The sequence below is a fragment of the Serratia sp. CC22-02 genome (assembly GCF_900182895.1).
GTDB classification, from domain to species: domain Bacteria; phylum Pseudomonadota; class Gammaproteobacteria; order Enterobacterales; family Enterobacteriaceae; genus Serratia; species Serratia nevei.
In genome coordinates this window covers 275,840-299,904 of the sequence record NZ_FXUD01000002.1, presented here as the reverse complement: position 1 = coordinate 299,904, position 24,065 = coordinate 275,840, and the positions used below count along the sequence as shown (strand labels likewise).

General features: G+C 60.5%; 23 protein-coding genes and 1 tRNA gene. 10 read left to right on the top strand and 14 right to left on the bottom strand.

Annotated features, from left to right (window positions below):
- Positions 1-576: 576 nt before the first annotated feature.
- Both QOL81_RS08205 and QOL81_RS08200 read right to left on the bottom strand, forming a co-directional pair.
- Positions 577-1,128, bottom strand: a complete 552-nt coding sequence (locus QOL81_RS08205) for a flavodoxin family protein (protein WP_041033835.1) — start codon at positions 1,126-1,128, stop codon at positions 577-579.
- A 118-nt stretch (positions 1,129-1,246) separates the two neighbouring features.
- Positions 1,247-2,152 carry a LysR family transcriptional regulator gene (locus QOL81_RS08200; protein WP_060423540.1) on the bottom strand — a complete coding sequence of 302 codons (906 nt, stop codon included), beginning with the start codon at positions 2,150-2,152 and terminating at the stop codon, positions 1,247-1,249.
- Between the two features lie 97 nt (positions 2,153-2,249).
- On the opposite strand from QOL81_RS08200, the gene QOL81_RS08195 reads away from it, so the two are divergent.
- Positions 2,250-3,314 carry an aldo/keto reductase gene (locus QOL81_RS08195; RefSeq protein WP_060423537.1) on the top strand — a complete coding sequence of 355 codons (1,065 nt, stop codon included), beginning with the start codon at positions 2,250-2,252 and terminating at the stop codon, positions 3,312-3,314.
- 180 nt (positions 3,315-3,494) lie between these two features.
- Here QOL81_RS08195 and QOL81_RS08190 read toward each other — a convergent pair whose 3' ends face one another.
- The 5 genes from QOL81_RS08190 to QOL81_RS08170 form a co-directional block, all read right to left on the bottom strand.
- Positions 3,495-5,027 carry a glycosyltransferase family 39 protein gene (locus tag QOL81_RS08190; RefSeq protein WP_283439773.1) on the bottom strand — a complete coding sequence of 511 codons (1,533 nt, stop codon included), beginning with the start codon at positions 5,025-5,027 and terminating at the stop codon, positions 3,495-3,497.
- 125 nt (positions 5,028-5,152) lie between these two features.
- Positions 5,153-5,296 (bottom strand): hypothetical protein, encoded by a 144-nt coding sequence (locus QOL81_RS08185; protein ID WP_016928795.1) that lies wholly within the window; start codon positions 5,294-5,296, stop codon positions 5,153-5,155.
- Positions 5,297-5,515: 219 nt separating this feature from the next.
- Positions 5,516-6,091: an acyltransferase gene (locus tag QOL81_RS08180; protein WP_060423532.1), complete on the bottom strand. Its 576-nt coding sequence runs from the start codon at positions 6,089-6,091 to the stop codon at positions 5,516-5,518.
- 1,016 nt (positions 6,092-7,107) lie between these two features.
- Positions 7,108-7,184, bottom strand: a tRNA-Arg gene (locus tag QOL81_RS08175).
- A gap of 413 nt (positions 7,185-7,597) precedes the next feature.
- The gene (locus QOL81_RS08170; RefSeq protein WP_060423714.1) at positions 7,598-7,807 is read right to left on the bottom strand and encodes a hypothetical protein; all 210 of its coding nucleotides are present in this window, start codon (positions 7,805-7,807) and stop codon (positions 7,598-7,600) included.
- 205 nt (positions 7,808-8,012) lie between these two features.
- Between QOL81_RS08170 and folD the strand changes: the two genes are divergently transcribed.
- Complete coding sequence (gene folD, locus QOL81_RS08165) at positions 8,013-8,879, top strand: bifunctional methylenetetrahydrofolate dehydrogenase/methenyltetrahydrofolate cyclohydrolase FolD (RefSeq protein WP_004940177.1); 867 nt, start codon at positions 8,013-8,015, stop codon at positions 8,877-8,879.
- Between the two features lie 10 nt (positions 8,880-8,889).
- Positions 8,890-9,102, top strand: coding sequence for a ribosome-associated protein YbcJ (gene ybcJ / locus QOL81_RS08160; RefSeq protein ID WP_049278727.1), 213 nt, complete (start codon positions 8,890-8,892; stop codon positions 9,100-9,102).
- A 61-nt stretch (positions 9,103-9,163) separates the two neighbouring features.
- Here ybcJ and cysS read toward each other — a convergent pair whose 3' ends face one another.
- Complete coding sequence (gene cysS / locus QOL81_RS08155; RefSeq protein WP_038875101.1) at positions 9,164-10,549, bottom strand: cysteine--tRNA ligase; 1,386 nt, start codon at positions 10,547-10,549, stop codon at positions 9,164-9,166.
- Between the two features lie 309 nt (positions 10,550-10,858).
- Between cysS and ppiB the strand changes: the two genes are divergently transcribed.
- The 4 genes from ppiB (at position 10,859) to purK (ending at position 13,824) form a co-directional block, all read left to right on the top strand.
- The gene (gene ppiB / locus QOL81_RS08150) at positions 10,859-11,353 is read left to right on the top strand and encodes a peptidylprolyl isomerase B (RefSeq protein WP_004940183.1); all 495 of its coding nucleotides are present in this window, start codon (positions 10,859-10,861) and stop codon (positions 11,351-11,353) included.
- A 10-nt stretch (positions 11,354-11,363) separates the two neighbouring features.
- Positions 11,364-12,086: a UDP-2,3-diacylglucosamine diphosphatase gene (locus QOL81_RS08145; protein ID WP_060423519.1), complete on the top strand. Its 723-nt coding sequence runs from the start codon at positions 11,364-11,366 to the stop codon at positions 12,084-12,086.
- A 149-nt stretch (positions 12,087-12,235) separates the two neighbouring features.
- Positions 12,236-12,760, top strand: coding sequence for a 5-(carboxyamino)imidazole ribonucleotide mutase (gene purE / locus QOL81_RS08140; RefSeq protein ID WP_073529319.1), 525 nt, complete (start codon positions 12,236-12,238; stop codon positions 12,758-12,760).
- A complete protein-coding gene (gene purK / locus QOL81_RS08135) occupies positions 12,757-13,824 on the top strand; it encodes a 5-(carboxyamino)imidazole ribonucleotide synthase (protein ID WP_043146773.1) in 1,068 nt (355 codons plus the stop codon). The genes purE and purK overlap by 4 nt, the downstream gene beginning before the upstream one ends.
- Positions 13,825-13,893: 69 nt before the next feature.
- Here the strand turns inward: purK and ybbP are convergent, their stop codons facing one another.
- Positions 13,894-16,326 carry a putative ABC transporter permease subunit YbbP gene (gene ybbP, locus QOL81_RS08130; protein WP_283439772.1) on the bottom strand — a complete coding sequence of 811 codons (2,433 nt, stop codon included), beginning with the start codon at positions 16,324-16,326 and terminating at the stop codon, positions 13,894-13,896.
- Complete coding sequence (ybbA, locus tag QOL81_RS08125; RefSeq protein WP_004940192.1) at positions 16,323-17,009, bottom strand: putative ABC transporter ATP-binding protein YbbA; 687 nt, start codon at positions 17,007-17,009, stop codon at positions 16,323-16,325. Before ybbA ends, ybbP begins: the two co-directional genes overlap by 4 nt.
- Here ybbA and tesA point away from each other — a divergent pair.
- From tesA to QOL81_RS08110, 3 genes are all read left to right on the top strand, one after another.
- Positions 16,980-17,618 (top strand): multifunctional acyl-CoA thioesterase I/protease I/lysophospholipase L1, encoded by a 639-nt coding sequence (gene tesA / locus QOL81_RS08120; protein ID WP_164268474.1) that lies wholly within the window; start codon positions 16,980-16,982, stop codon positions 17,616-17,618. The genes ybbA and tesA overlap by 30 nt on opposite strands.
- A 26-nt stretch (positions 17,619-17,644) precedes the next feature.
- Positions 17,645-18,421 (top strand): SDR family oxidoreductase, encoded by a 777-nt coding sequence (locus QOL81_RS08115; RefSeq protein WP_060423505.1) that lies wholly within the window; start codon positions 17,645-17,647, stop codon positions 18,419-18,421.
- A 77-nt stretch (positions 18,422-18,498) separates the two neighbouring features.
- Positions 18,499-19,353 carry a co-chaperone YbbN gene (locus QOL81_RS08110; RefSeq protein ID WP_025160052.1) on the top strand — a complete coding sequence of 285 codons (855 nt, stop codon included), beginning with the start codon at positions 18,499-18,501 and terminating at the stop codon, positions 19,351-19,353.
- Positions 19,354-19,636: 283 nt separating this feature from the next.
- Here QOL81_RS08110 and cfa read toward each other — a convergent pair whose 3' ends face one another.
- The 4 genes from cfa to QOL81_RS08090 all read right to left on the bottom strand — a co-directional run bounded on the left by cfa (position 19,637) and on the right by QOL81_RS08090 (position 24,058).
- A complete protein-coding gene (gene cfa / locus QOL81_RS08105) occupies positions 19,637-20,788 on the bottom strand; it encodes a cyclopropane fatty acyl phospholipid synthase (RefSeq protein WP_049199945.1) in 1,152 nt (383 codons plus the stop codon).
- 194 nt (positions 20,789-20,982) lie between these two features.
- Positions 20,983-21,885, bottom strand: a complete 903-nt coding sequence (locus QOL81_RS08100) for a carbamate kinase (protein ID WP_047025725.1) — start codon at positions 21,883-21,885, stop codon at positions 20,983-20,985.
- Positions 21,886-21,906: 21 nt separating this feature from the next.
- Positions 21,907-22,776 carry an oxamate carbamoyltransferase subunit AllH family protein gene (locus QOL81_RS08095; protein WP_283439771.1) on the bottom strand — a complete coding sequence of 290 codons (870 nt, stop codon included), beginning with the start codon at positions 22,774-22,776 and terminating at the stop codon, positions 21,907-21,909.
- A 16-nt stretch (positions 22,777-22,792) separates the two neighbouring features.
- Positions 22,793-24,058 (bottom strand): YlbE family protein, encoded by a 1,266-nt coding sequence (locus QOL81_RS08090; protein ID WP_055312589.1) that lies wholly within the window; start codon positions 24,056-24,058, stop codon positions 22,793-22,795.
- Positions 24,059-24,065 lie beyond the last annotated feature (7 nt).

The window sequence follows — 24,065 nt, the reverse complement described above, 5'->3', positions numbered from 1 at the left end:
CCCGGCCAGTGAGGGATAGTCAACTCGGATTTCAACCAAAAAAGCCAGACAAATCAATAATAAAAAACGTTAACATTTAATTAACAGACTTTTCTTAGCCTGATGCGACCGCGGCGGGCTCACCCGCATAGCGTCAGCAAATAATGCCGACTCTGCTGTCAGCATAGCGCATAGCGTAATAGGCCGCCGACGGCGTTAATTACATTAATAAGTTTGTGGTTATTGGTCGTTGAATGATGTTTGAATAACTACGCGATTATTTTCCTGCAACTGGGCCGCCCGTGCAATAACAACCCAAAAAAAGCCCGCATAGCGCGGGCTTGCTTGAACAACAGCAAATCGACAGTTACGACACAGCCATACGTTGCATGCCTGTGCTGCCGCGCAGTATAGCGGTGAAAGCTTAAGCGGACCTTAGCAACAAAAAACCCGGCCTAGGAACCGGGAATATTTGTACGAAATGCAGTGTTAGCCCAAGCAGGCTAATAACATTTCGCAGCTTACACGCCAATTGTGCAGAGAAAATGAACGCGGCGTCCGTTCAGTCGCGTCACTGCCCTCTCCGCACGGAAGACCTTACGCCAGTTTGGCGGCAAAACCCGCTACGCGCTGGCCATAGAGCTTGGCGGTCGCCAGATCGCCCGACAGCATCTCATCCACGCCGGCATCCGCCGGGGTCTGCACCAGCAGCCCCACCGAACCGCCCAGGTTATTGACGTCGGTGCGCTGCGCCGATTTGGTGTTGGCCGGCAGCAGCCCCAGGCTGACCCACAGGCCGCCATGTTGCGAAGCCAGCGTCTGCAGCGCGATCAACGTGACCTGCTTGTCGCCGTTCAGGCTGGCGCTGTTGGTAAAGCCGCCGAACACTTTGTCCTGCCACTTGCGGCCGAACCAGGCCTTGGAGCTGGCGTCGGCGAATTTCTTGAACTGCCAGGATGGGCCGCCCATATAGGTCGGCGAACCAAAGATGATGGCGTCCGCCTCATCCAGCGTCTGCCAGGCTTCGTCGCTGATATCACCGTTCTGGTCGATGGCGATCAGTGCCGCCCCGGCGCCTTCCGCCACCACTTTCGCCAAACGCTCGGTATGGCCGTAGCCGGAATGAAACACCACTACTGTCTTCGCCATAGAAATTCTCCACTCATTGCACAAAGGCGCCGACGGCGCCCCTCTCGCGTTCAATCTAATCAAGCGCGCAGCGGCTGAATACCGAATAAAACTGACGGTGTTATTCAAAAAAATCGCGTTATGCGCCCTGCTCTGCCTGTTGACGGGCGAAGTCGATAAAAGCACGCAGCGGGCGCGGCATTTGGCGGTTTGCCGGATAGTACAGATAGAAACCGGGGAACGGCGGCGTCCAGGCATCGAGCAGCGGCAACAACCGGCCATCGGCCAAACCGGCGGCAACCTGTTGCTCAAACAGGTAGGCAATGCCTGCCCCATCCATCGCAGCCCGCACCAAGACTTCCGGCTCATCGACTATCACCGGCCCTTCCACGGCGATCTCCTGCTTTTCACCGTCGCACTCAAACTCCCAGCGATACAAACTGCCGTTGGTCGGCCAGCGGTAATTCAAACAGCGATGTCGATGCAGATCGCCTGGTGTTGACGGCCGGCCGTGACGCGCCAAATACGCCGGTGAAGCAACGACGCGCATCCGCACCTCCCCGCCCAGCTTGACCGCCACCATATCTTTCGCCAGTTTCTCGTGCAGCCGCACGCCGGCGTCAAAACCGCCGGCAACGATATCCACCAACCGCTCCTCAACATTGAGATCGAGCGTAATATCAGGATATTGATGATGAAACGGCGCGATCAAAGGCGCCAGAAAATGTAACGCCGCCACGCGGGTTACATTAAGCCGCAAAAGACCCGAGGGGTTCTGGCGTTGCTCGACCGCCTGCGCCACCGCCGCGTCAATCTCGGCCATCGCGGGCGTCAGGCGCGCCAACATCTGTCTTCCGGCTTCAGTCAGCGCCACACTGCGAGTGGTGCGATTCAGTAAACGCACACCCAAACGCGCCTCCAGGTTGCGCAGCGTTTGGCTGAGCGCCGAAGCGGACATGCCCAAATGTGCAGCGGCGCGAGCGAAACCGCCGTGCTCAACAATCGCGGCAAAGGCGCGCAACTCGGCGAAATCACTGCCCCTCATTATGCTCTCCCTCCTTAATAATTCATGAAGATTATAGCGCATTCCTTAAACAACCTGCGGGCGCTACCGTAGACGCTACCTACACGGGAGAATGCCTATGAACACGTCACTATCGCTGGATCACTATCGTTTATTGGGCCGTTCCGGCCTGCGCGTTTCACCGCTGGCGCTGGGCACCATGACCTTCGGTGCCGACTGGGGCTGGGGCGCCGAACTGGCCGAAGCCCGCCGTCTGTTTGACGTTTATGTCGAACGCGGCGGCAACTTTATCGATACCGCCAACCGCTATACCGAGGGCAGCGCCGAACGTTTCGTGGGGGAATTCGCCGCCGGGCGCCGCGATCGGTTGGTGATCGCCACCAAATACACCCTGCCGATGCAGCCGGACGATCCCAATTCCGGCGGCAATCACCGCAAAAGCATGCTGCGATCGGTGGAGGGAAGCCTGCAACGGCTCAATACCGATTACATCGACCTGCTCTATCTGCACGCCTGGGATTTCACCACGTCGGTGGAAGAGATCATGCGCGCCATGGACGATTTGGTACGTGCCGGAAAAGTGCTGTATGTGGCAGTATCGGACCTTCCCGCCTGGCAGGCGTCGAGAATGCAAATGCTGGCGGACCTGCGTGGCTGGTCGCCGCTGATCGCTCTGCAAATCGAGTACAGTCTGCTGGAGCGCACCGTCGAACGCGAGCTGATGCCGATGGCGCAAGAATTGGGGATGGGCGTGATCCCTTGGTCGCCGCTGGCCGGCGGCGTATTAAGCGGCAAATACCGGCGGCAGGATCTGCAATCGTCGCCCGATGAAGCGGGCTCTCGGCGTGAAGCCGTGCGCGCCAAGGGGACATTGAACGCACACAATCTTGATATCGCCGACGCCGTCAACCAGATAGCTGATGAGACTGGATATTCCCCATCACAAATCGCTCTGGCCTGGACACTGCGTCACCCGATGGTCACCGCGCCGATCGTCGGCGCCCGAACCCTGGCGCAATTGGAAGATAACCTCGGCGCCTTGAAGGTGGCGCTGGCGGAAGATCATTGGCGACGATTGGACGATCTCAGCGCCATCGAGCTGGGATTCCCGCACGATTTTCTCGCCCTGCCAGCCACCCGCAACATCATGACCGGCGGCGTGCATCTCGCCCGGCGCAGATAAAAAAAATCCCGCACAAGGCGGGATAAACTTAACAGGGATGGGGTAATACACTACAGGGAATGGATAACACACAACATCATCGGGTAGAGCTACAGTACCAATCCCAATGTATAGAACTGTCATCCCCGCGTAAGTTTGCTCGGCCAGATGTAACGCCGAATGGGAAATATGACGTTTTTCTCAACGCACCACGAACAGGCGCGATTCGAAACCGCCGCTCTTGAAGGTGCCGGTATTGACCCACCCCGGCGGCGAACGGCCGAAGTCCTGATTGAAATCCCCGCCGCTGACCAGCCAGACCCGGCGATGGCCTTTCGATAAAACGCTGAGCTTATCGACATAGGTCTGCGCCGCCCGATCGTGGAAAAAGGTGCCGAAGCCATAGGCATTGGGCTTGCCCGAAATGCCGTTGGGCCTGGCCGGGGTATACAGCAGGGCGCGATAGCCCTTCTTGTTGTAATACACATAGCTCAGGTAGTTGAACATGTTGCTGACCACTACCGCATCGTTAGGCTGATAGTGGCTGTTGATATAGTGCACCATCACCTTGAACTCATCTTTCTCGACCGGGTAGTCGTTACGCACGCCGCAGCCGAACAGCAGGCTGAAGAACAACAGCAAAGAGATCCCGCGCACCCGGCTTTTCGTTCCGGCGATCAGCACGCCCAACACCAGCGGAATGCCGAGCGCGGCGGAATAGAGGTAGCGATCGACAAACAGCGGCGTGCGCCAGGAAATGGCGAATACCAGCGTCACCGGGATCAGAATGCCACCAAGCAGCAGCAGCGAGAATGTCCTTGGCATCGCGCGCCGTTTCAGCAGCAGCGCGCACAACGCGATAAACATCGCCGGCAGCAGCCAGAGAATCGCCGTGGGATAGTTGCTGCCGTCATGGCCGGTGAGAAAACGCCAATACATTGCCGGCAGATCGCCCCAGGAAACCTGAGGGATCCAACCGACGTCGCCGCCGACCCGCAGTTCGGCGATATGCGCCAGCAGATTGAACAGCACCAGCAGCCAGGGAATGTAGGCCACCCCAATCGCCACATTGGCCAGCCACCACGCCGGCTGCTTGATGTAACGTACGCCTTCTCGGCGGCATGACAGCGCCAACACCACCAGCCAGTGGGCGATCAGCGTGAAAATGGTGAAGTAATGGGTATAAAAGCTCAGCGTCATCAACAATGCATACAGCGCCAGATAGCGGCAGTTATCCGGCGTTTTCAGCCACTTAGCCAGCACCATGGCGGCGGCGATCGCCAGCATCCCCATCAGCGCGTACATGCGCGCCTCCTGGCTGTAACGCACCGCCATCGGCATGATTGCCATCAGCCATCCCGCTATCAGCGCCGCCCGCTCGCTGGCCAACCAACGGGTAAAGCGCATCGCCAGCGCTACCGTCGCCACGCCGAACACCAGGCTCAGCGAACGGGCGGCCATGATGCCGTCGCCAAACAGTACCATCCAGGCATGCAGCAACAGATAATAAAGCGGCGGGTGAACGTCGAAGGAAGCGTGGTACAGCAAAGCGCCCACATCATAGCGGCTGGTCAGCACGCTGGAGGCTTCATCACACCAAAAGTACCGATCCGTTAAGGAAATAAACCGCACGATCGCCGAAAACGCCACGATCGCCAACGCGTAATGTTTGTAACTGATGCCCTTTAAGCCGTTGTTGCTCAAAGAGACATTCGAAACCTGTTGCAGTGACATAACCGCATTCCGCCCAAGAGAACCACACAGTGTGGAGACGCAGCGTCATCATTGCCGACGGCGGGTAAATGGCGGGTAAATCAGTACGAAAAAGTCGGCACAGTCACCGCGGCGCCGCACGACTCTCAGCGGATTTCAACGCTGATATCCGGATAGGCCTTCTCGCCGTCGCTGAGGTAATGCCCCAGCGCCCGGTAAGCCATCACGTACAGCACGGCGGCCGCGCACAGGCACAGCAAGGTCACGAGCAGGAATCTGGATTTGCGCACGATAGGCTCCATGGGGAAATTTTCGCCTATTGTAGCGCGGCAAAATAAACGAAAGTTCAATTGCCGGCGGGTCAAGCGCCTCGCACTCATTCGGCGCAGCGACTTTCGACGATCGATGCAACCTCCGCGAGGGGGATTCCGTCCACAGTGACAGAGCCGTGAATAGCACGCCCCTGCCACTGCTATCTTTTAAAACGAGCGAAAATCCGAGAGGGAAACCTACTTCAACTCTTTTTCCAATTCCAAAGGGTTTCTTTTTCTGTTCTTTATCTTCTTGGCCGGCGATCCAAAATAGATCGACCACTCTTCTGTATTCTTCATTATAAGCGAGTTAGCGCCAACAGCCGTGCCTTCAGCCAGGTTAACGCCAGGCATGATGATTGACTGAGAACCGACTATCGCATGACGCTCAATCATAACAGGACCAGACACCACACCGGTAAGATGTTCGGGCACCGTAGGATTGGTCATAAATTTTCCGCTATAGTCATCGCTTTTTGTATAAATTTTTACGGACTGAGATAGACCAGAGAAATCGTGCATGGTAACGCCTGCACCAGCGAAAATAGCAGAATACCCACCGATATGAACATAACTGCCGATATCAAGAAAGCCATCGCCTGCCGCAATAATTGTGCTGAACCCATCAATTCTGACATTATCTCCGATGGTAATATTCTCCAGCCCCACTATTGTACAGTTTTTTGCGACCAAAACATTTTTTCCGACAGACTTAATGCCGAACTCCTTCAATTGTTTTTCTTCGTAATAGCCGGGATTAAAATGGTCATTCATGATAGTTAACTCTCACTTTACGAATATGTTCAGTAGACAGACTATACACAAAATCAGGAAAAATCCATACGCAGCTATGACCAGATACGAATGCGCTTATTCAGATATCGATTTGAAAAAGGAGAGCGGCCTTCATATCCCCCGATACGTGCATGATGCAATCGTCAGTGATACGATGAAATTTCGTCTGGCACGCTATTTTTCAGATTTGTCCGCCCTCTTCACGAAGCTTACGCAGCGCCATTCCCTTGTCGAAGTCTGAAACACGCTGCAAAACGTCCCCCTCACCAAGCTGCCGACGATGGCGTTGCCTGTAAGCACTATATCCCTCCCCCCCGTATTTTTATACGCTAAGAATAATAAAAATGAGAAACTAAAATCAGAAACCGGTCGAAATTTATTATTCACAGACTATCATCAATTATCCACTATGCGTCACAATGAGTTTCAAAGCAAAGCCCATACATCTAACAAAATATTAATGCATTGTAAATTTAAGACTGCCAATGCAATTGTCGGCACCGCGGTAAAATAAAACCAACCTAAGAATACACGTCACTTTTCCACACACAGCGAGAATAATTAACTCGAGAAAAAACCAAAAAAAACGCTTAATTCATAAAAACTTCATAACACTATAACCAGTCATTCATGAATATCACTGTGAAATAGGCGTGATATGGATAAAAATGCATTAGCACTATATAAAAAAGCAATTTATATTAGGTATTTGTTATGGTGAATATCTGGATAAAAAACGTAATTTTTATAATATCTCAAATTAACGCAAGTATAAAATAAAAGATAAAAATACAATGAAATTACATCTTTTTTATACCAACATATAACATCACGTAACCATCTCGTTTGCCCCATTCCCTGCTGCTCTCTCTCAGTCGAGCCACAGAGAGTGCTTGATGTAAGAGTAAGGTAGAGCGGGAAGCGTCAGAAATCCGCTAACAAGCTGAATTTTAGGCATAAAAAAAGACGTCCATTGACGTCCCTTGACTGCAAAATGGCACGCCCTATAGGATTCGAACCTATGACCTACGGCTTAGAAGGCCGTTGCTCTATCCAACTGAGCTAAGGGCGCATTGAGATGCGGCAACCTGCGGCTGCGGGTTGGGATTATACGGTCAGAGGTTAGCGAGTCAATGCCTTTTCATGACGTTACGGCGGCGGCCGTGCTTTATGGCGTTTTTTCCGCCAGCGCCCGCGCGGCGAGGGTTCCCGTCAACCGAGCGCCGCCATGCTGAACCAGGCCGACACCTACGTAAATCGGCGCGCGTTCAGACCACCGCCGCCCATCCTCCCTCCACCGGCAAAGGCGAGCGGACTGCACGACTGCGGCGATGTCGCCCCAATCGGCGTGCTCAACCACCCGCGCGTTGCAGGTCACCGCCACCCTTTCCCCCAGTGTGGCGTCGGGGCGTGCGCTGTTTAAAGAAGCCTGGCTCCCCGATGCCCAAACCAGTAACAGCGTGCAGCCTGCCCAGAAGCAGCCCTTCATGCACATAACTTCCGCCACAGCGCATTCAGGCGTGCCCGCCACGACGGCGCCGCCTCATGCTTGCCGAGCTGGTGCAACGCGGTGAGTTGCGCGCTGTCCGCCGGATGCAGTGAAGAATCGAACACCGTTTCCCCCACATGTTTAGGCTCCGTCGGTTGCTCGTCAGGCTGATGATGCAACGGGTAAAGCCGGGTTATCGCTCTCATGATCCTGCCCTCTTTCGCCCTGTGAACAGCCCCAGCGTATCCAAATACAGGTAAAAATGACGTAGAGGATCCTGAGGCCGGCATAAAAAAAGCGTAAATCGGCGTCGGCAACGGCCACGAGGGTGATTCTGCGCCTGACAGCGCGCTCAGCTTCTGCCAGAATAGCGGCATCCCCGCTTTTCTTAATTGATGGATTTCCACACTGATGTCAGCAAAGATTATTGATGGTAAAACGATTGCGCAGCAGGTTAGAAACGAAGTGGCTGAGCAAGTGAAACAACGTCTGGCGGCCGGCAAACGCGCCCCAGGGCTGGCGGTTGTGCTGGTCGGCGAGAACCCGGCTTCGCAAATTTACGTCGCCAGCAAGCGCCGCGCCTGCGATGAAGTCGGCTTTCTTTCCCGCTCCTACGACCTGCCCGCTGCCACCAGTGAAGCCGAGCTGCTGGCGTTGATCGACCAGCTGAACGCCGATGAGGAAATCGACGGCATTCTGGTGCAGCTGCCGCTGCCGGCCGGCATCGATAACGTCAAGGTGCTGGAACGCATCCACCCGGACAAAGACGTCGACGGCTTCCACCCGTACAACGTCGGCCGCCTGTGCCAACGCGCGCCTAAACTGCGCCCGTGCACGCCGCGCGGCATCGTCACCCTGCTGGAGCGTTATAACATCGATACCTACGGCCTGAACGCCGTGGTGGTCGGCGCTTCCAACATCGTCGGCCGTCCGATGAGCATGGAGCTGCTGCTGGCCGGCTGCACCACCACCGTCACCCACCGCTTCACCAAGAATCTGCGTCATCACGTCGAGAACGCCGATCTGCTGGTGGTGGCGGTCGGTAAGCCGGGCTTCATTCCGGGCGACTGGATCAAACCGGGCGCCATCGTGGTGGACGTCGGCATCAACCGTCTGGAAAGCGGTAAAGTGGTGGGCGATGTCGATTTCGACGCCGCCAGCGAGCGCGCCGCCTACATCACCCCAGTGCCGGGTGGCGTCGGCCCGATGACCGTTGCTACACTGATCCAAAATACCTTGCAGGCCTGCGAGGAATATCACGACGTTCAACCTAAATAAGTAAGGCAGTATGGAAATTTTCAATCTGGACAATCATCCCCACGTCGAACTGTGCGATCTGCTAAAGTTCCAGGGCTGGTGTGAAAGCGGCGGCGCCGCCAAAGAAGTCATCGCCGAAGGGCAGGTGAAAGTCGACGGCAAGGTCGAAACCCGCAAGCGCTGCAAGATCGTCGCCGATCAGGTGGTGGAATTCAACGGCGGCAAGGTCACGGTTAAACCCTAACCCGCAGCCATAGAAAAAGGCGCTGAATTCAGCGCCTTTTTTGTTTTTCCCTGCGGCCGGATTACTTGCGGCGCCAGGTGGTGCCCTGCGGGCCGTCTTCCAGCACGATGTTCATCTCGTTCAACCGATCGCGGGCAGCATCCGCCAGCGCCCAGTCCTTGGCGGCGCGCGCTTCGTTACGCTGTTTGATCAGCGCTTCGATCTCCGCCACTTCGCCGTCGTCAACCTGAGCGCCCCCTTGCAGGAACTGCTCCGGCTCCTGCTGCAGCAGGCCGAGCACGTTCGCCAGCTTACGCAGTTCCGCCGCCATACCGTTGGCCGCCGCCATGTCTTCACCCTTGAGGCGGTTAACCTCGCGCGCCAGATCGAACAGCGCCGAGTAGGCTTCCGGGGTGTTGAAGTCGTCGTCCATCGCTTCGCGGAAGCGGGCTTCGAACGCTTCGCCGCCGGCCGGCGCGGCGTCGGCATCGGTGCCGCGCAGCGCGGTATAGAGGCGCTCCAGCGCGGTGCGCGCCTGTTTGAGGTTCTCTTCGCTGTAGTTCAGCTGGCTGCGATAGTGGCCGGACATCAGGAAGTAACGCACCGTCTCCGCATCGTAATGACCGAGCACGTCGCGAATGGTGAAGAAGTTATCCAGCGATTTGGACATTTTCTCTTTGTCGATCATCACCATGCCGGAGTGCATCCAGTAATTGACGTACGGGCCGTCGTGGGCGCAGCTCGACTGTGCGATCTCGTTCTCGTGATGCGGGAACATCAGATCGGAACCGCCGCCGTGGATATCGAAGTGGGTGCCCAGCTGCTTGCAGTTCATGGCGGAGCATTCGATGTGCCAGCCCGGACGGCCCGGCCCCCACGGCGACTGCCAGCTTGGCTCGCCCGGTTTGGACATCTTCCACAGCACGAAGTCCATCGGGTTGCGCTTCACGTCGTCGATCTCTACGCGCGCGCCGGCCTGCAGCTGATCCAGATCCTGACGCGACAGCAGCCCGTATTGCGGATCGCTGTCGATGGAGAACATCACGTCACCGTTGCTGGCCACATAGGCGTGATCGCGATCGATAAGGCGTTGGGTGATCTCGATGATCTCGGCGATGTGCTGGGTCGCGCGCGGCTCTTGATCCGGGCGGTCGATCAGCAGCGCGTCGAAGTCGGCGTGCATTTCCGCCAGCATGCGTTCGGTCAGCTGGTCGCAGGTTTCATGATTTTCCGCCGCGCGGCGGATGATTTTGTCGTCCACGTCGGTGACGTTGCGCACGTAGTTCAGCGAATAGCCGAGGTAGCGCAGGTAACGCGCCACCACGTCGAAAGCGACAAAGGTACGACCGTGGCCGATGTGACACAGGTCATAGATGGTTACCCCGCACACGTACATGCCCACTTTCCCGGCATGAATGGGTTTGAATTCCTCTTTTTGACGACTCAGGGTATTAAAAATCTTTAGCATCGGGAGATTCCGTGGTGTGCGTGATAACAAAAAAGATAACCGGGCTTCAGGTTTTCCGCCCGGTAGCGTATTGAAACCTGAAGCCTGATCTATTGCAAGGTTAAGGCCATGCTTTGCTGATTTCACGCGAATAAAATGCGCGAAATTCGGCGGCCAGCGCAATTGTTATAATATAACATAAATGCGATTACCACAGACAGTACGCGGTTGAGCCGCTGCTGACTCGCTGGGGCGGATATGTTATAAGGGCGGTCTGAATGTTCACTCGCTTTACGTGACGTCTCACTTCACCTTGTTAGGATTAAAACTATGGTTACTTTCCACACCAATCACGGCGATATCGTTATCAAGACCTTTGCTGACAAAGCGCCGGTTACCGTTGAAAACTTCCTGAACTACTGCCGCGCCGGTTTCTACGACAACACCATCTTCCACCGTGTGATCAACGGCTTCATGATCCAGGGCGGCGGTTTCGAGCCGGGCATGAACCAGAAAGCGACCAACGCGACCATCAAGAACGAAGCCAACAACGGTCTGAAAAACACCATCGGCACCCTGGCAATGGCGCGCACCAACGATCCGCACTCCGCCACCGCACAGTTCTTCATCAACGTGGCTGACAACGACTTCCTGAACTTCCGCGGCGAAAACGTGCAGGGCTGGGGCTACTGCGTGTTCGCTGAAGTGGTTGAAGGCATGGACGTGGTCAACAAAATCAAAGGCGTGAAAACCGGCCGCAGCGGCATGCACCAGGACGTACCGGTAGAAGACGTCGTGATCAACAGCGTGACCGTCAGCGAGTAATCGCGGCTGCATGAGTACGCTGTTCATCGCAGATCTGCACTTGTGCGCACAGGAACCGGCAATCACTGCCGGTTTTCTGCGTTTTTTACGGCGCGAAGCAGTTCACGCCGACGCGCTGTACATCCTCGGCGACCTGTTTGAAGCCTGGATCGGCGACGACGATCCCGATCCGCTGCACGCGGAGATCGCCGCGGCGCTGAAAGCGCTGCAACAGGCCGGCGTGCCCTGCTACTTCATCCACGGCAACCGCGATTTTCTGCTCGGCAAGCGCTTCGCCCGCGCCAGCGGCATGCAGCTGCTGCCGGAAGAGAAAGTGCTGGAGCTGTACGGCCGCAGGATCCTGATCCTGCACGGCGACACCCTGTGCACCGACGATCAGGCCTATCAGCAATTCCGCCGTAAAGTGCACAACCCGCTGATTCAAAAATTGTTCCTGGCGCTGCCGCTGCGCTGGCGACTGAAGATCGCCGCCAACATGCGCGCCCGCAGCCAGCAATCCAACCAGTACAAGTCGGAAGCCATCATGGACGTCAACCCGCAGGCAGTCGAACAGACGATGCTGCGCCACGACGTGCACTGGATGATCCACGGCCATACCCATCGCCCGGCGGTGCACCGGCTGGCGTTGAGCAACGGCGAAGCCCATCGCGCGGTGCTGGGCGCCTGGCACGTCGAAGGATCGATGGTCAAAGTCAGCGCCGACGCCGTCGAGCTGATCCAATTCCCATTCTGAGCCCCGGACTGGCGCGCGAGTGAAAATTCGCGCTTTCGGCGGTGAAAACCGGCGACGCAACCGTTTTCCTCGCCGTGCGCTCATGGTATGCTCTACGCCCTCATTCGGCCCTCAGCCGACGCCAGACAAATCACAGGAGCCTTACACCCATGGGAGCCAACGCCGCTTCAGCCGCCACTACCGGGGCGAAAATCGCAATTGTAATGGGATCGAAAAGTGACTGGGCCACCATGCAGTTCGCCGCCGAAGTCCTGACCCAGCTCGAAGTCCCCTTCCATGTCGAAGTCGTTTCCGCCCACCGTACGCCGGACAAGCTGTTCAGCTTCGCCGAGCAGGCTACCGCCAACGGCTTTGACGTGATCATCGCCGGCGCCGGCGGTGCGGCGCACCTGCCGGGCATGCTGGCGGCGAAAACCCTGGTGCCGGTGCTGGGTGTGCCGGTGCAAAGCGCCGCGCTGAGCGGCGTAGACAGCCTGTACTCCATCGTACAGATGCCGCGCGGCATTCCGGTGGGCACGCTGGCGATCGGCAAAGCTGGCGCCGCCAACGCCGGGCTGCTGGCGATGCAGATCCTGGCGCTGCACGACTCCGCGCTGGCGCAGCGTTTGGCGGACTGGCGTCGGGCGCAGACCGAAGAGGTATTGAACCACCCCGATCCGCGGGAGGACGCATGAAGCCGGTTTGCGTACTGGGCAACGGCCAGCTGGGGCGCATGCTGCGCCAGGCCGGCGAACCGCTGGGCATCGCCGTTTACCCCGTCGGCATCGATGCCGAGCCCGAGGCGGTGCCGTATCAGAACAGCGTCATTACCGCCGAGATCGAACGCTGGCCGGAAACCGCGCTAACGCGCGAGCTGGCGACCCACAGCGCCTTCGTCAACCGCGACATCTTCCCGCGCCTGGCCGATCGCCTGACGCAAAAACAGCTGCTCGACCAGCTCGGCCTGGCGACCGCGCCGTGGCAGCTGCTGGCGAGCGCCGCCGAATGGCCGCAGGTATTCGCTTCGCTGGGCGAGCTGGCGATCGTCAAACGCCGGGTCGGCGGCTATGACGGCCGCGGCCAATGGCGCTTGCGCCCGGGCCAGGAAGCCGAACTGCCGGCCGACGCCTATGGCGAGTGCATCGTCGAGCAAGGCATCAATTTCTCCGGCGAAGTGTCGCTGGTGGGCGCGCGCGGCCACGACGGCCGTTCGGTATTCTACCCGCTGACCCACAACCTGCATGAAGACGGCATCCTGCGCACTAGCGTGGCGCTGCCGCAGCCCAACCCGGCGCTGCAGCAACAGGCCGAGCAGATGCTGGCGGCGATCCTGAACGAGCTGAACTACGTCGGCGTGATGGCGATGGAGTGCTTTATCGTCGGCGATCGGCTGCTGATCAACGAACTGGCACCGCGCGTGCACAACAGCGGCCACTGGACGCAAAACGGCGCGTCCATCAGCCAGTTCGAGTTGCATCTGCGCGCCATCCTTGGCCTGCCGTTGCCGCAGCCGGTGGTGAGCACGCCGTCGGTGATGGTCAACCTGATCGGCACCGCCGTCAACGAACAGTGGCTGTCGCTGCCGCTGGTGCATCTGCACTGGTATGAGAAAGAGGTGCGCCCGGGCCGCAAGGTCGGCCACCTCAATCTGAACGACCCGAGCGCCGCCGATCTGCGCCAGGCGCTGCAGGCGCTGGCGCCGCTGCTGCCGGGCGAATACCAAAGCGGGCTGGCCTGGGCACAGCAGAAGCTGGCCTAAAGCACCGCCGCCGAAAGTAAAAGGGGCTAGCCTTAGGCTAACCCCTTTTTTCATCCCGCTAAGTCAACATCACCCCTCATAACTGCGGAACAGCGCCCGGCCGCGCAGCAGGCGCACGCCCAGCCAGCCGCCGCACAGCGACAGCAGCAGCGCGCTGGCCATCGGCAACGCCCACCACAGCACCGGCGTCGGCGTCCACGGGAAGTCGAATACCCGGCTCTGCAGCAGCCACAGCGCCGCCTCGGCGCCCACCGCCGCCGCGATGCCCGCCACCAGCCCCAGCAGGGCGAACTCGCACCACAGCGTGCGGCGCAGCAGCCGTTTGCCGGCCCCCAGCGTGCGGTACACCACCAGCTCCTGGCGGCGCTGACGCATGCCGACCTGCACCTGCGCCAGCAGCAGCAGGCCACCGCACAACACCACCAGCACCACCATCACCTCCAGCGCGCGGCTGACCTGCTGCAGCACGCCGCCGACCTGTTTCAGGATCGCGCCGATGTCCAGCAGGCTGAGCGTCGGAAATTGGCGGTTGAGCTGGGTCAGCATCTGGCCGTCGCCGTCGTAGCGGAAGCTGGTAAGCCAGGTCTGCGGCTGGCCGTCCAGCGCGCCCGGCGGGAAGATAAAGTAAAAGTTCGGCTTCAGGCTTTCCCAATCCACCTGGCGCAGACTGGTGACCTTGGCGCTGAACGCCTGGGTATCGCCGCTGAAGGTCAGCGTGTCGCCCAGCGTGATCTTCAGCCGCCCGGCAATGCCTTCATCCATCGAGACTTCGCCGCTTTTCGGCGGCCAGCTGCCCACCACCAGCGGATTATGATCCGGCAGATCGGCCAGCCAGGTCAGGTTCAGCTCGCGGTTCACCGCCTCGCCGCCCGGATCGTCTTCATGCACCCGCTCGGTCGCCAGCTGCTGGTTTATCTCGGTCAGGCGCACCCGGACGATCGGATAATAGGTTTCCGGCTTGATCTGGTGCTGCTGCAGGAAGGTTTTCACCTGCGGCACCTGCGCCTCGGTCATGTTGAGCAGGAAATAGTTCGGGCTGTCCGGCGGCAGCTGTTGCTGCCAGCGTTCGAGCAGATCGCCGCGCAGCACCAACAGCAGCGCCAGCAGCATGAACGACAGCGAAAATGCCGCCAGCTGGCTGATGGTCACCCACGGCTGATGCAGCAGGCGGTTAACCGCCAGCCGCAGCGCCAGGCTCTTGAGCGTGATGCGGCGCAGCAACAACAGGCTGCCCCAGCCGATGCCGCCCAGCAGCAGCGCCAGCACCGCCATACCGGCCAGGATCGCCCACAGCAGCGTGCTGGCCCCCATCAGCGTCACCAGCAGCGCCACCACGACCGCCGCCGTCACCGGCAGGAAGTAGCGCAGCGGCCAGACGTTGGCCACCACGTCGCGGCGCAGCACCCGCAGCGGTTGGGTAGCCAGCAGCTGACGGTACGGCCGCAGCCCGACCAGCAGTGAAATCAGCACCAGCGCGCCGAGCGCCCACAGCCACGGCCAGGCGCCGGCGGCAGGCAATGCGGCCGGTAACACCGGTTTCAGCAGGCGAATCAACAGCGCTTCGAACGCCAGCCCGATCGCCCCGCCGCACACCGCCGCCAGCGCCATCACCGCCAGCCACTGGCCGACGATCAGCTTACGCAGCGCGCCGCGCCCGGCGCCGAGGGTTTTCAGCACCGCGATCAGATCGTAGCGGCTGCGGCAATAGTGGCTCATCGCCACCGCCACGGCGGCGATCGACAACAGCAGCGTCAGCAGGGCCGACAACAGCAGGAACTGTTGGGATCGCTGCAGCGACTTGCCGAGCGCGCTGCCGGACTCCTGCAGCCCGAACCAGCGCTGATCCGGCGTCAACTGCGGCGTCAGCCGTTCTTCGTAACGTTGAATATCCGGCTCGGCGCCGGCGAACATATAGCGGTAGGTCAGGCGGCTGCCCGGCTGCACCGCGCCGGTCTTATCGACGTCCGCCAGGTTGATCATGATGCGCGGCGCGGTCTGGAACGGGTTGAAGCCGGCGTCCGGCTCCTGAATGATTTCACCGGCGATGCGCAGCGTGGTGTCGCCCACCTCGAGCGAATCCCCGACTTTCACGTTCAGCAGCGCCAGCAGACGCGGTGCCACCAGCACGCTGCCCGGTTCGGGCTTGATGTTGGCCGGGCGCGTTTCCAGCTTGCCGTACAGCGGATAGGCCAGATCGGTGGCTTTCACGTCCGCCAGCTGCGGCCGATCGCCGGCATAGGTCATGGTGGTGAACGACAGCTGACGGCTCAGTTTCAGCCCCTGCTGCTGCGCGTCCAGCAGCCAGCCTTCCGGCACCGGATGCGCGCTGCGCAGCACCCGATCGCCGGCGATAAAGTCGCGGCTCTGTTGGCTGAGCCCTTTGTCCATACGATCGCTGATGCTGCCCAGCGCCAGCACGCAGGCCACGGAGAGCGTCAGCGCCAGCCAAACGATCAGCAGCGACGGCGAGCGCCATTCGCGCCAGAACCAGCGCCAGATCATGCTTCCTCCCACAGCTTGCCTTCGCGCAGCCGCAGCCGCCGCTGGCAGCGCGCCGCCAGGGTTTCGTCATGGGTCACCAGGATCAGGGTGGTGTCAAAATCGCGATTGAGGGAAAACAGCAGGTCGGCGATGCGATCGCCGGTCTGACGATCGAGGTTGCCGGTCGGTTCATCGGCGAACAGCACCCGCGGCCGGCCGCTGAAGGCGCGCGCCAGCGCCACGCGCTGCTGCTCGCCGCCGGACAGCTGCGCCGGCAGGTGATCGAGCCGTTTGCCCAATCCCAGCTGTTCCAGCAGCTGCACCGCCTGCTCGCGGCTTTGCCTGTCGCTCTCGCCGCGCAGCAGCGCCGGCAGCTGCACGTTTTCCAGCGCGTTCAGCGTCGGCACCAGCATGAACGACTGAAACACGAAGCCGACGTTCCTGGCGCGCAGCGCGGCGCGGCCCTCTTCGTCCAACGCGGTCAACGACTCGCCGAGCAGGCGCACCTCGCCCTCGCTGCCGTCATCCAGCCCGGCCAAAATGCCCAGCAGGGTCGATTTCCCCGATCCGGATTCGCCGATCAGGGCGATCGTCTGCGCGGGTTTGACAAGCAGCTCGACTCCGGTAAGGATGGTGAGCTGATGCTCACCCTGACCAACGTGTTTACTAAGATGATGAACTTCAAGAACGTTTTCCGCTGGCATCTTCCCTTCCTTTTGCTGTTGGGATTATTCAGTTTACGCGCTGTCGCCGCCGATACCTTGTTGATTTTGGGCGACAGTTTAAGCGCCGGCTACCGCCTGCCGATCGAGCGGGCCTGGCCGACGCTGTTGGCCGAACAGTGGCAGAAAAAACCGGGCGCGCCACAGCTGGTCAACGCCAGCATCAGCGGCGACACCGCCGCACAGGGGCTGGCGCGTCTGCCCGCGCTGCTGAAACAGCATCAGCCGCGCTGGGTGCTGATCGAGCTGGGCGCCAACGACGGCCTGCGCGGTTTCCCGGCGCAGGACGTACAGCGCGATCTCGGCCAGATCATCACACAGGTGCAGCAGGCCGGCGCACAGCCGCTGCTGATGCAGATCCGCATCCCGCCGAACTACGGCCGCCGCTATACCGAAGCGTTCAGCGCCGTTTACCCGGCGCTGGCCAAGCAGTTCAACATTCCGCTGCTGCCGTTCTATATGGAACAGGTGGTGGTGAAGCCGGAATGGATGCAGGATGACGGATTGCACCCCAATGGGGACGCCCAGCCGTTTATCGCCACCTGGATGGCGGAGCGCCTGGAACCGCTAGTAAAACATGAGTCTAACTAAATTAGGGTCGTACACTAGGTAAAGTTATGCAAAAAGCAGTATTGATAACCGGCTGCTCCAGCGGGATTGGGCTGATTGCGGCGCAGGATCTGCGCAACCGCGGCTATCGGGTGCTGGCCGCCTGCCGCAAACCGCAGGACGTGGAAAACATGCGCCAGCTCGGGCTGGAAGGCATCGAGCTGGATCTGGACGACAGCGCCAGCGTCGAGCGCGCCGCCGCCGAGGTGATCGCGCTGACCGGTGGCCGCCTGTACGGCCTGTTCAACAACGGCGGCTTCGGCGTTTACGGCCCGCTCAGCCGCATTTCGCGCAGCCAGCTGGAGCGGCAGTTCGCCACCAACCTGTTCGGCACCCACCAGCTGACCCAGCTGCTGTTGCCGGCAATGCTGCCGCACGGCGAAGGGCGCATTATCCAGACCAGCTCGGTGATGGGGCTGGTCTCCAGCGCCGGGCGCGGCGCCTACGCCGCCAGCAAGTTCGCGTTGGAGGCCTGGTCGGACGCGCTGCGCATGGAGCTGCACGGCAGCGGCATTCAGGTCAGCCTGATCGAACCGGGGCCGATTTCTACCCACTTTAGCCAGAACGTCAACCAGGCACAGAGCGACAAGCCGGTGCACAACCCCGGCATCGCCAAGCGCCTGACGCTGCCGCCGGAGGCCATTCTGCCCAAGCTGCGCCACGCGCTGGAAAGCCCGCGCGCCAAACTGCGCTACCCGGTGACCCTGCTGGCGCACGCCATGAGCGTGCTGCGCCGCATTCTGCCGGGCCGCTGTCTGGATTGGCTGCTGCGCAGCAACGCTTAATTCGCCCGCCGGGGTTGAAGAATGGCGGCGCGCCCCCATCTACACCCCATGGATCCGCACGATCAGAGAGAAAAAAGATGCTAGCTCAAGCTGTTGTTGATATTAACGAAACTAACCTGCACCAGACGCTGGAACAATCGATGTCCATTCCGGTGCTGTTCTACTTCTGGTCCGAGCGCAGCCAACACTGCCTGCAGCTCACGCCGGTGCTGGACAAGCTGGCGGCGGAATACGCCGGTCAGTTTATTCTGGCCAAGGTGGACTGCGACGCCGAACAGATGATCGCCTCCCAATTCGGGCTGCGCTCCATTCCGACGGTCTACCTGTTCAAAGACGGCCAGCCGGTCGACGGCTTCCAGGGCCCGCAGCCCGAAGAAGCGATCCGCGACTTGCTGCAGCGTTTCCTGCCGAAGGAAGAAGACCTGAAACTGGCGCAGGCGCAGGAACTGCTGGCCGCCGGCAACGCCGCCGAAGCGCTGCCGCTGCTGAAAGACGCCTGGCAGAGTAGCCAACAGCGCAGCGACATCGGCCTGACCCTGGCCGAAACCCAGATCGCGCTCAGCCGCAGCGAAGACGCCGAAGCGGTGCTGGCAACCATCCCGCTGCAGGATCGCGATACCCGCTATCAGGGCCTGGTGGCGCAGATTGAACTGTTGAAGCAGGCGGCGGACACCCCGGAAATCCAACAGCTGCAACAGCAGGTGCAGCAGCAGCCGGACAACGTCGAGCTGGCAGTGCAGCTGGCGCTGCAGCTGCATCAGGTCGGGCGTAACGAAGAAGCGCTGGAGCTGCTGATGGGGCATCTGAAGAAAGATCTGGCCGCCGCCAACGGCAACGCGCGCAAGACTCTGATGGACATTCTGGCCGCGCTCGGCACCGGCGACGCGCTGGCCGCTAAGTATCGCCGCCAGCTATACTCCCTGCTGTACTGATATACCCTTCTTCTTTCCAGCCGCATCGTTATCGGCTGCATGTTCGAACCCCAGTCACTTAGTTATCTAAGCTCCTGGGGTTTGTCACGTTTGCCGCCTGGACGCAACTGGAAATCCATTGGGTATATCTGTTGTCCCAAAGTAAATATTGAAGGGTATCCCCTAAATAGTTCGAGTTGCATCAAGGCGGCAAGTTTGTAAGTCCCCGCTCGCTTACTCAAGTAAGCGAGCGGGGCGCGCAAACGCAGCCAACACAGATGCAGCTTGAAATATGACGGGGATATCAGCGATAGACCCGCACCCCACCTTCCACGCCCGCCGGGCTGAACAACACCTGCCACAGCTGAATATTGCGCGAACGGAACGCGCCGGCGCAGGCGTTCAGGTAATAAGTGAACATGCGTTCGAAGCGCTCGGAATAGCCGCCGGCCAACTCTGGCCACGCCCGTTTGAAGTTCTCCAGCCAGGCCATCAGCGTGCGATCGTAATCGGCGCCAAAGTTGTGCCAATCCTCCATCACAAAACGCCCTTCGCTGGCCTCGGCGATATGCCGCACCGAAGGCAGGCAGCCGTTGGGGAAGATGTATTTGTCTATCCAGGCGTCGACGTTGAGATCGGTCTGATTGGAACCGATGGTGTGCAGCAGGAACAGGCCATCCGGCTTCAGGTTGCGCGCCGCGACGCTGAAATAGGTCTCATAGTTTTTCGGCCCGACGTGCTCGAACATGCCGACCGATACGATGCGATCGAACTGGCGATCCAGATCGCGGTAGTCCTGCAGCAAGATCTCGACGTCCAGCCCCGCGCAGCGTGCCTGCGCCAGCTTCTGCTGCTCGGCGGAAATGGTCACGCCGTGCACCGAGACGCCGTAGTTTTGCGCCGCAAACTGCGCCAACCCGCCCCAGCCGCAGCCGATATCCAGCAGCGTCATGCCCGGTTTCAGCTGCAGTTTTTCGCAGATCATCCGCAGCTTGGCCTGCTGCGCCTGCTCGAGCGTCTGCGCCTCTTTCCAGTAGCCGCAGGAGTATTGCATGTAAGGATCGAGCATCGCCCGGAACAGGTCGTTGCCGATGTCGTAGTGCTCTTTGCCCACCTGCCAGGCGCGCTTGCGCGATTGGCGGTTGAACAACCGGGCATAGGCGACGCGCGCGATGTCGCTCAGGCTTTTCGGCAGCCGCTCATCGACGCCGGCCTGCAGAATGCGGGTGAACAGCATGTCCAGCCGTTCGCACTCCCACCAGCCGTCCATATAGCCTTCGCCAAAACCGAGCGAGCCTTCCTGCAAAATGCGTTTGAACAGCGCCGGGTTGTGCACCCGGATATCCCAGGCGCGCGGGCCGTTGATGGCGACGCCGGCTTCCGCCAACATCTCCTCCACAATGCGATACCAGCGATCCTTCTTCTGGGCGAGTTCATCAACACTGAGCGAATCCATAACAATCCTTGGCCGAAATGTCATTTCAAAAAGCATAGTCGCAAATAAAAATGACAAATTTTTGACGGTAAATACGGGGGTGTTTTTACTCTAGCCAAGGCGAGCAACATCATGAAATGAATAAAAATTATTGAAATCATGCCATTTAGGCATACTTATCCGCGCCAGCGCGGGCGCGGATAAACCGACGGCGGCTAAGGCAAAATAGAGGTGCCGGCCTGGCCCGCCAGCACCGCGTCGATATCCTGCAGGCCACCGATATGGGCCGTCCGCCCGGTGCGATCGACGAAGCGGCTGACCGCCATGATCTTCGGCCCCATGGCGCCGTCCGCCACCGCCATCGGCGCCAGTTCCTGCGTGGTGGCGCGCCGGATAGCGCGCTGGCGCGGCGTGCCCCACTCCTGGTACACCGCGTCGGCATCGGTGAGGATCACCAGATGATCGGCCCCCACCTGCTCCGCCAACAGCGCCGCCGCCAGATCTTTGTCGATCACCGCTTCGCTGCCCGTCAGCCCATGCTCGCCGGCGATCATCGGGATACCGCCGCCGCCGTTGCAGATCACGATGTGCCGCTGCGACAGCAGCAGCGTGATCGCCTCGATGTCGAGGATCTTTTGCGGCGCCGGCGAAGGCACCACCCGGCGGATGTAGTTGCCGTCCGCCTTCAGCGTCCAGCCGTATTTGGCCTCCAGCGCCTGCCGCTGTTCCGGCGCATACACCGGCCCGATGAACTTGCTCGGTGCCTGATAATCCGCATCCTGCGCATCCACCAGCACCCGCGTCAGCAGCGTGGACACCGGCTGCTGCGGATGGCTGGCGCTCAGCTGCTGCGCCAGCATATAGCCGATCATGCCCTGGCTTTCGGCCACCAGAATATCCAGCGGATAGGGCGGCACATCGCGGTACGCCAGGTTCTGCAACGCCAGCAGCCCCACCTGCGGCCCGTTGCCGTGTACGATGGCAATGCGGTATTTCTGCGCCAGCTTGCCGATGGCGTCGGCGATAAGGGCGATGCTCTTATACTGATTTTCCGCAGAGAGCACGGCTCCGCGCTGCAACAGGGCGTTGCCGCCCAACGCAATGACCAAGGTTTTCATGGTTTGCACCCGTAGTTGAAATCATACCGTCCCGGCCGGATCCGCGATCCGGCCCTCGTGTTCACACCGCGCGCCGCACAGTGCGTTAATCGTCGTCCCCCCCAGCCACACGCCCAGCAGCGTGTCCGCTCCCGAGAAGTGCCCCATGCTCAGCACCGCCGCCACCGCCGCCGATACGCCTTCAGGCGCCCGCAGCCCCTGCGCCAACGCATGCAGCGGCGTGGCGAACAGGCCCTGCTCGGCGTAACGCAGGTAGTGCGCGCTCACCAGCGTGGTCAGCGCGTCCAGCGGTGGCGTCTGGGCGAAAAACGGCGCCAGCCCGCTAACCGGGATGCGGCTGTCGAGGTGGGCGCTCAGCAGCAGGCCGAGCAAGGTGTCGTCGTTGCTCGGCGTCAGCCCCGGCCCCTTGCCCAGCGCCTGGTGCCAGTCGACCGTGTCGCCCCGCAGCCAACGGGAAAAATCCCGCACCAGCGCGGCCGGCTCCGGCGTTAACGGCTGCCTCACCAATCGGCCCAGCTCGCCGTGCAACCCGCACTGCGCCGTGCAGCGCTGCAATACCGCCGTCAGCGGCCGATCGGCAATGGCCGCACGCGGCGCCAGCGCCAGATCCCGCGCCGCCGCGGCGGGCCGCACCAGGAGCGCATCCAACGTGATGCCTGCGGCGGAGAAAGCGCAGCGTCGTACGGACGGCGCCGCACGCCGCACGCGATCGAAATCCCGCGCGCCGAGCTGCCACCCCATCGGGCTCAGGCCGCTGCCGGCGCGGTGCAGCGTCAGCAGCCGTGCGTTTTCCGTCAGGAAATTGATCGCGTTGTTGAAGCTGCCGACGCAGCGCAGCGCGCCGTAATCCTGCGTCGCATGGCGGCTGCCGGCCAACGCGATAATGTCCATATGCGCCTCCGTTCGCTTACGCCGTAATGCCGAGCTTATCGGCCAGCGCTTCGATCGCTTTCTCGAAGCAGCCGAGCGGTGCACGCACCGTACCGGCGCCAATTTGCCCGACCCCGGCTTCGCGGTGGGCGATGCCGGTGTTGATCAGCGGCGTGATGCCGGTTTCCACCACCCGCCGGGCATCCAGCCCCAGGCAGGCGCCCTGGAAGTCCCAGGTCGGGATCTGCAGCATCATGTTGCGCTCGAGGTAGATTTCCGCCATTTCCTCGGAGATGTCGGTGGCGGCGCTCATGCCGCCGGAAGCCCCGACGAAGCGCGTCACGCCCGGTGCCGCCACCATCGCCGCGCCGCCAATGCCGAAGGTTTCGGTGATCGCGCTGTCGCCGATGTCCGGGTTGGCGTCTGCCTGGCTGAAGCCGGAGAAGAACAGCCCTTCCGGCGTGTTCACCGGCGCGGTGAACCAACGATCGCCCATCCCGCTGATCTTGATGCCGAAATTCTTGCCGTTGCGGGTCATTACCGTGACGATGGTGCCCTGCTCAATCTCCGCCCCGGCGTCCATCGCCGCCTTGCAGTAGGCCATCGCCAGATTGAGGAAGAACTGATCGGTGATGCTGAGGAACTGCATCACCTGCGCCAGCTCCGCCTTATCGCGCGGCAGCAGGCTGATCTCCGGCGCCAGCCTGCGCATCAGCAGCGCCGAGGCCGCGATATTGCGCTGGTGGAATTCGTCCCCCATGCTGATCGCCTGCGCCATCAGCGCGGTCAGATCGATCCCTTCCTCCAGCGTCGCCAGCACCGCTTTCAGCACCGGGGCCAGCGAGTCGCGCATCCAGCGCAGGCGCTGCTGCACGTCCTCGCCGTAGGCGCCGAAGCGCATCACTTTGCCGATGCCTTCGTTCATGTTGCAGTAGGCGTAATTGCCGTGAACGGTGTTCCTGACCACCACCATCGGCATGTGGGCCGAGGTGATGCCGCCCATCGGCCCCACCGCGCTCACGCTGTGGCACGGGATAAACTCGATTTCCCCCTGCGCCAGCAGCGCCAGCGCCTGCTGCTCATCCTGCGCCCAGCCTTCGAACAGGCAGGCACCGATGCAGGCGCCGCGCACCGGGCCGCTCATCTCTTGCCAGGTGACCGGCGGGCCGGCATGCAGCAGCTTGCGCCCTTCGGCCAGCTGCGGGATCAAGCGGTGCGCCAGATCCACATCCTGCCAGTGCGGGCGCGCCTCGCGGATACGGGCGATAACGGCGGCGTTTGCTTGCTCAATCGTTGCGTACATAGCGGTT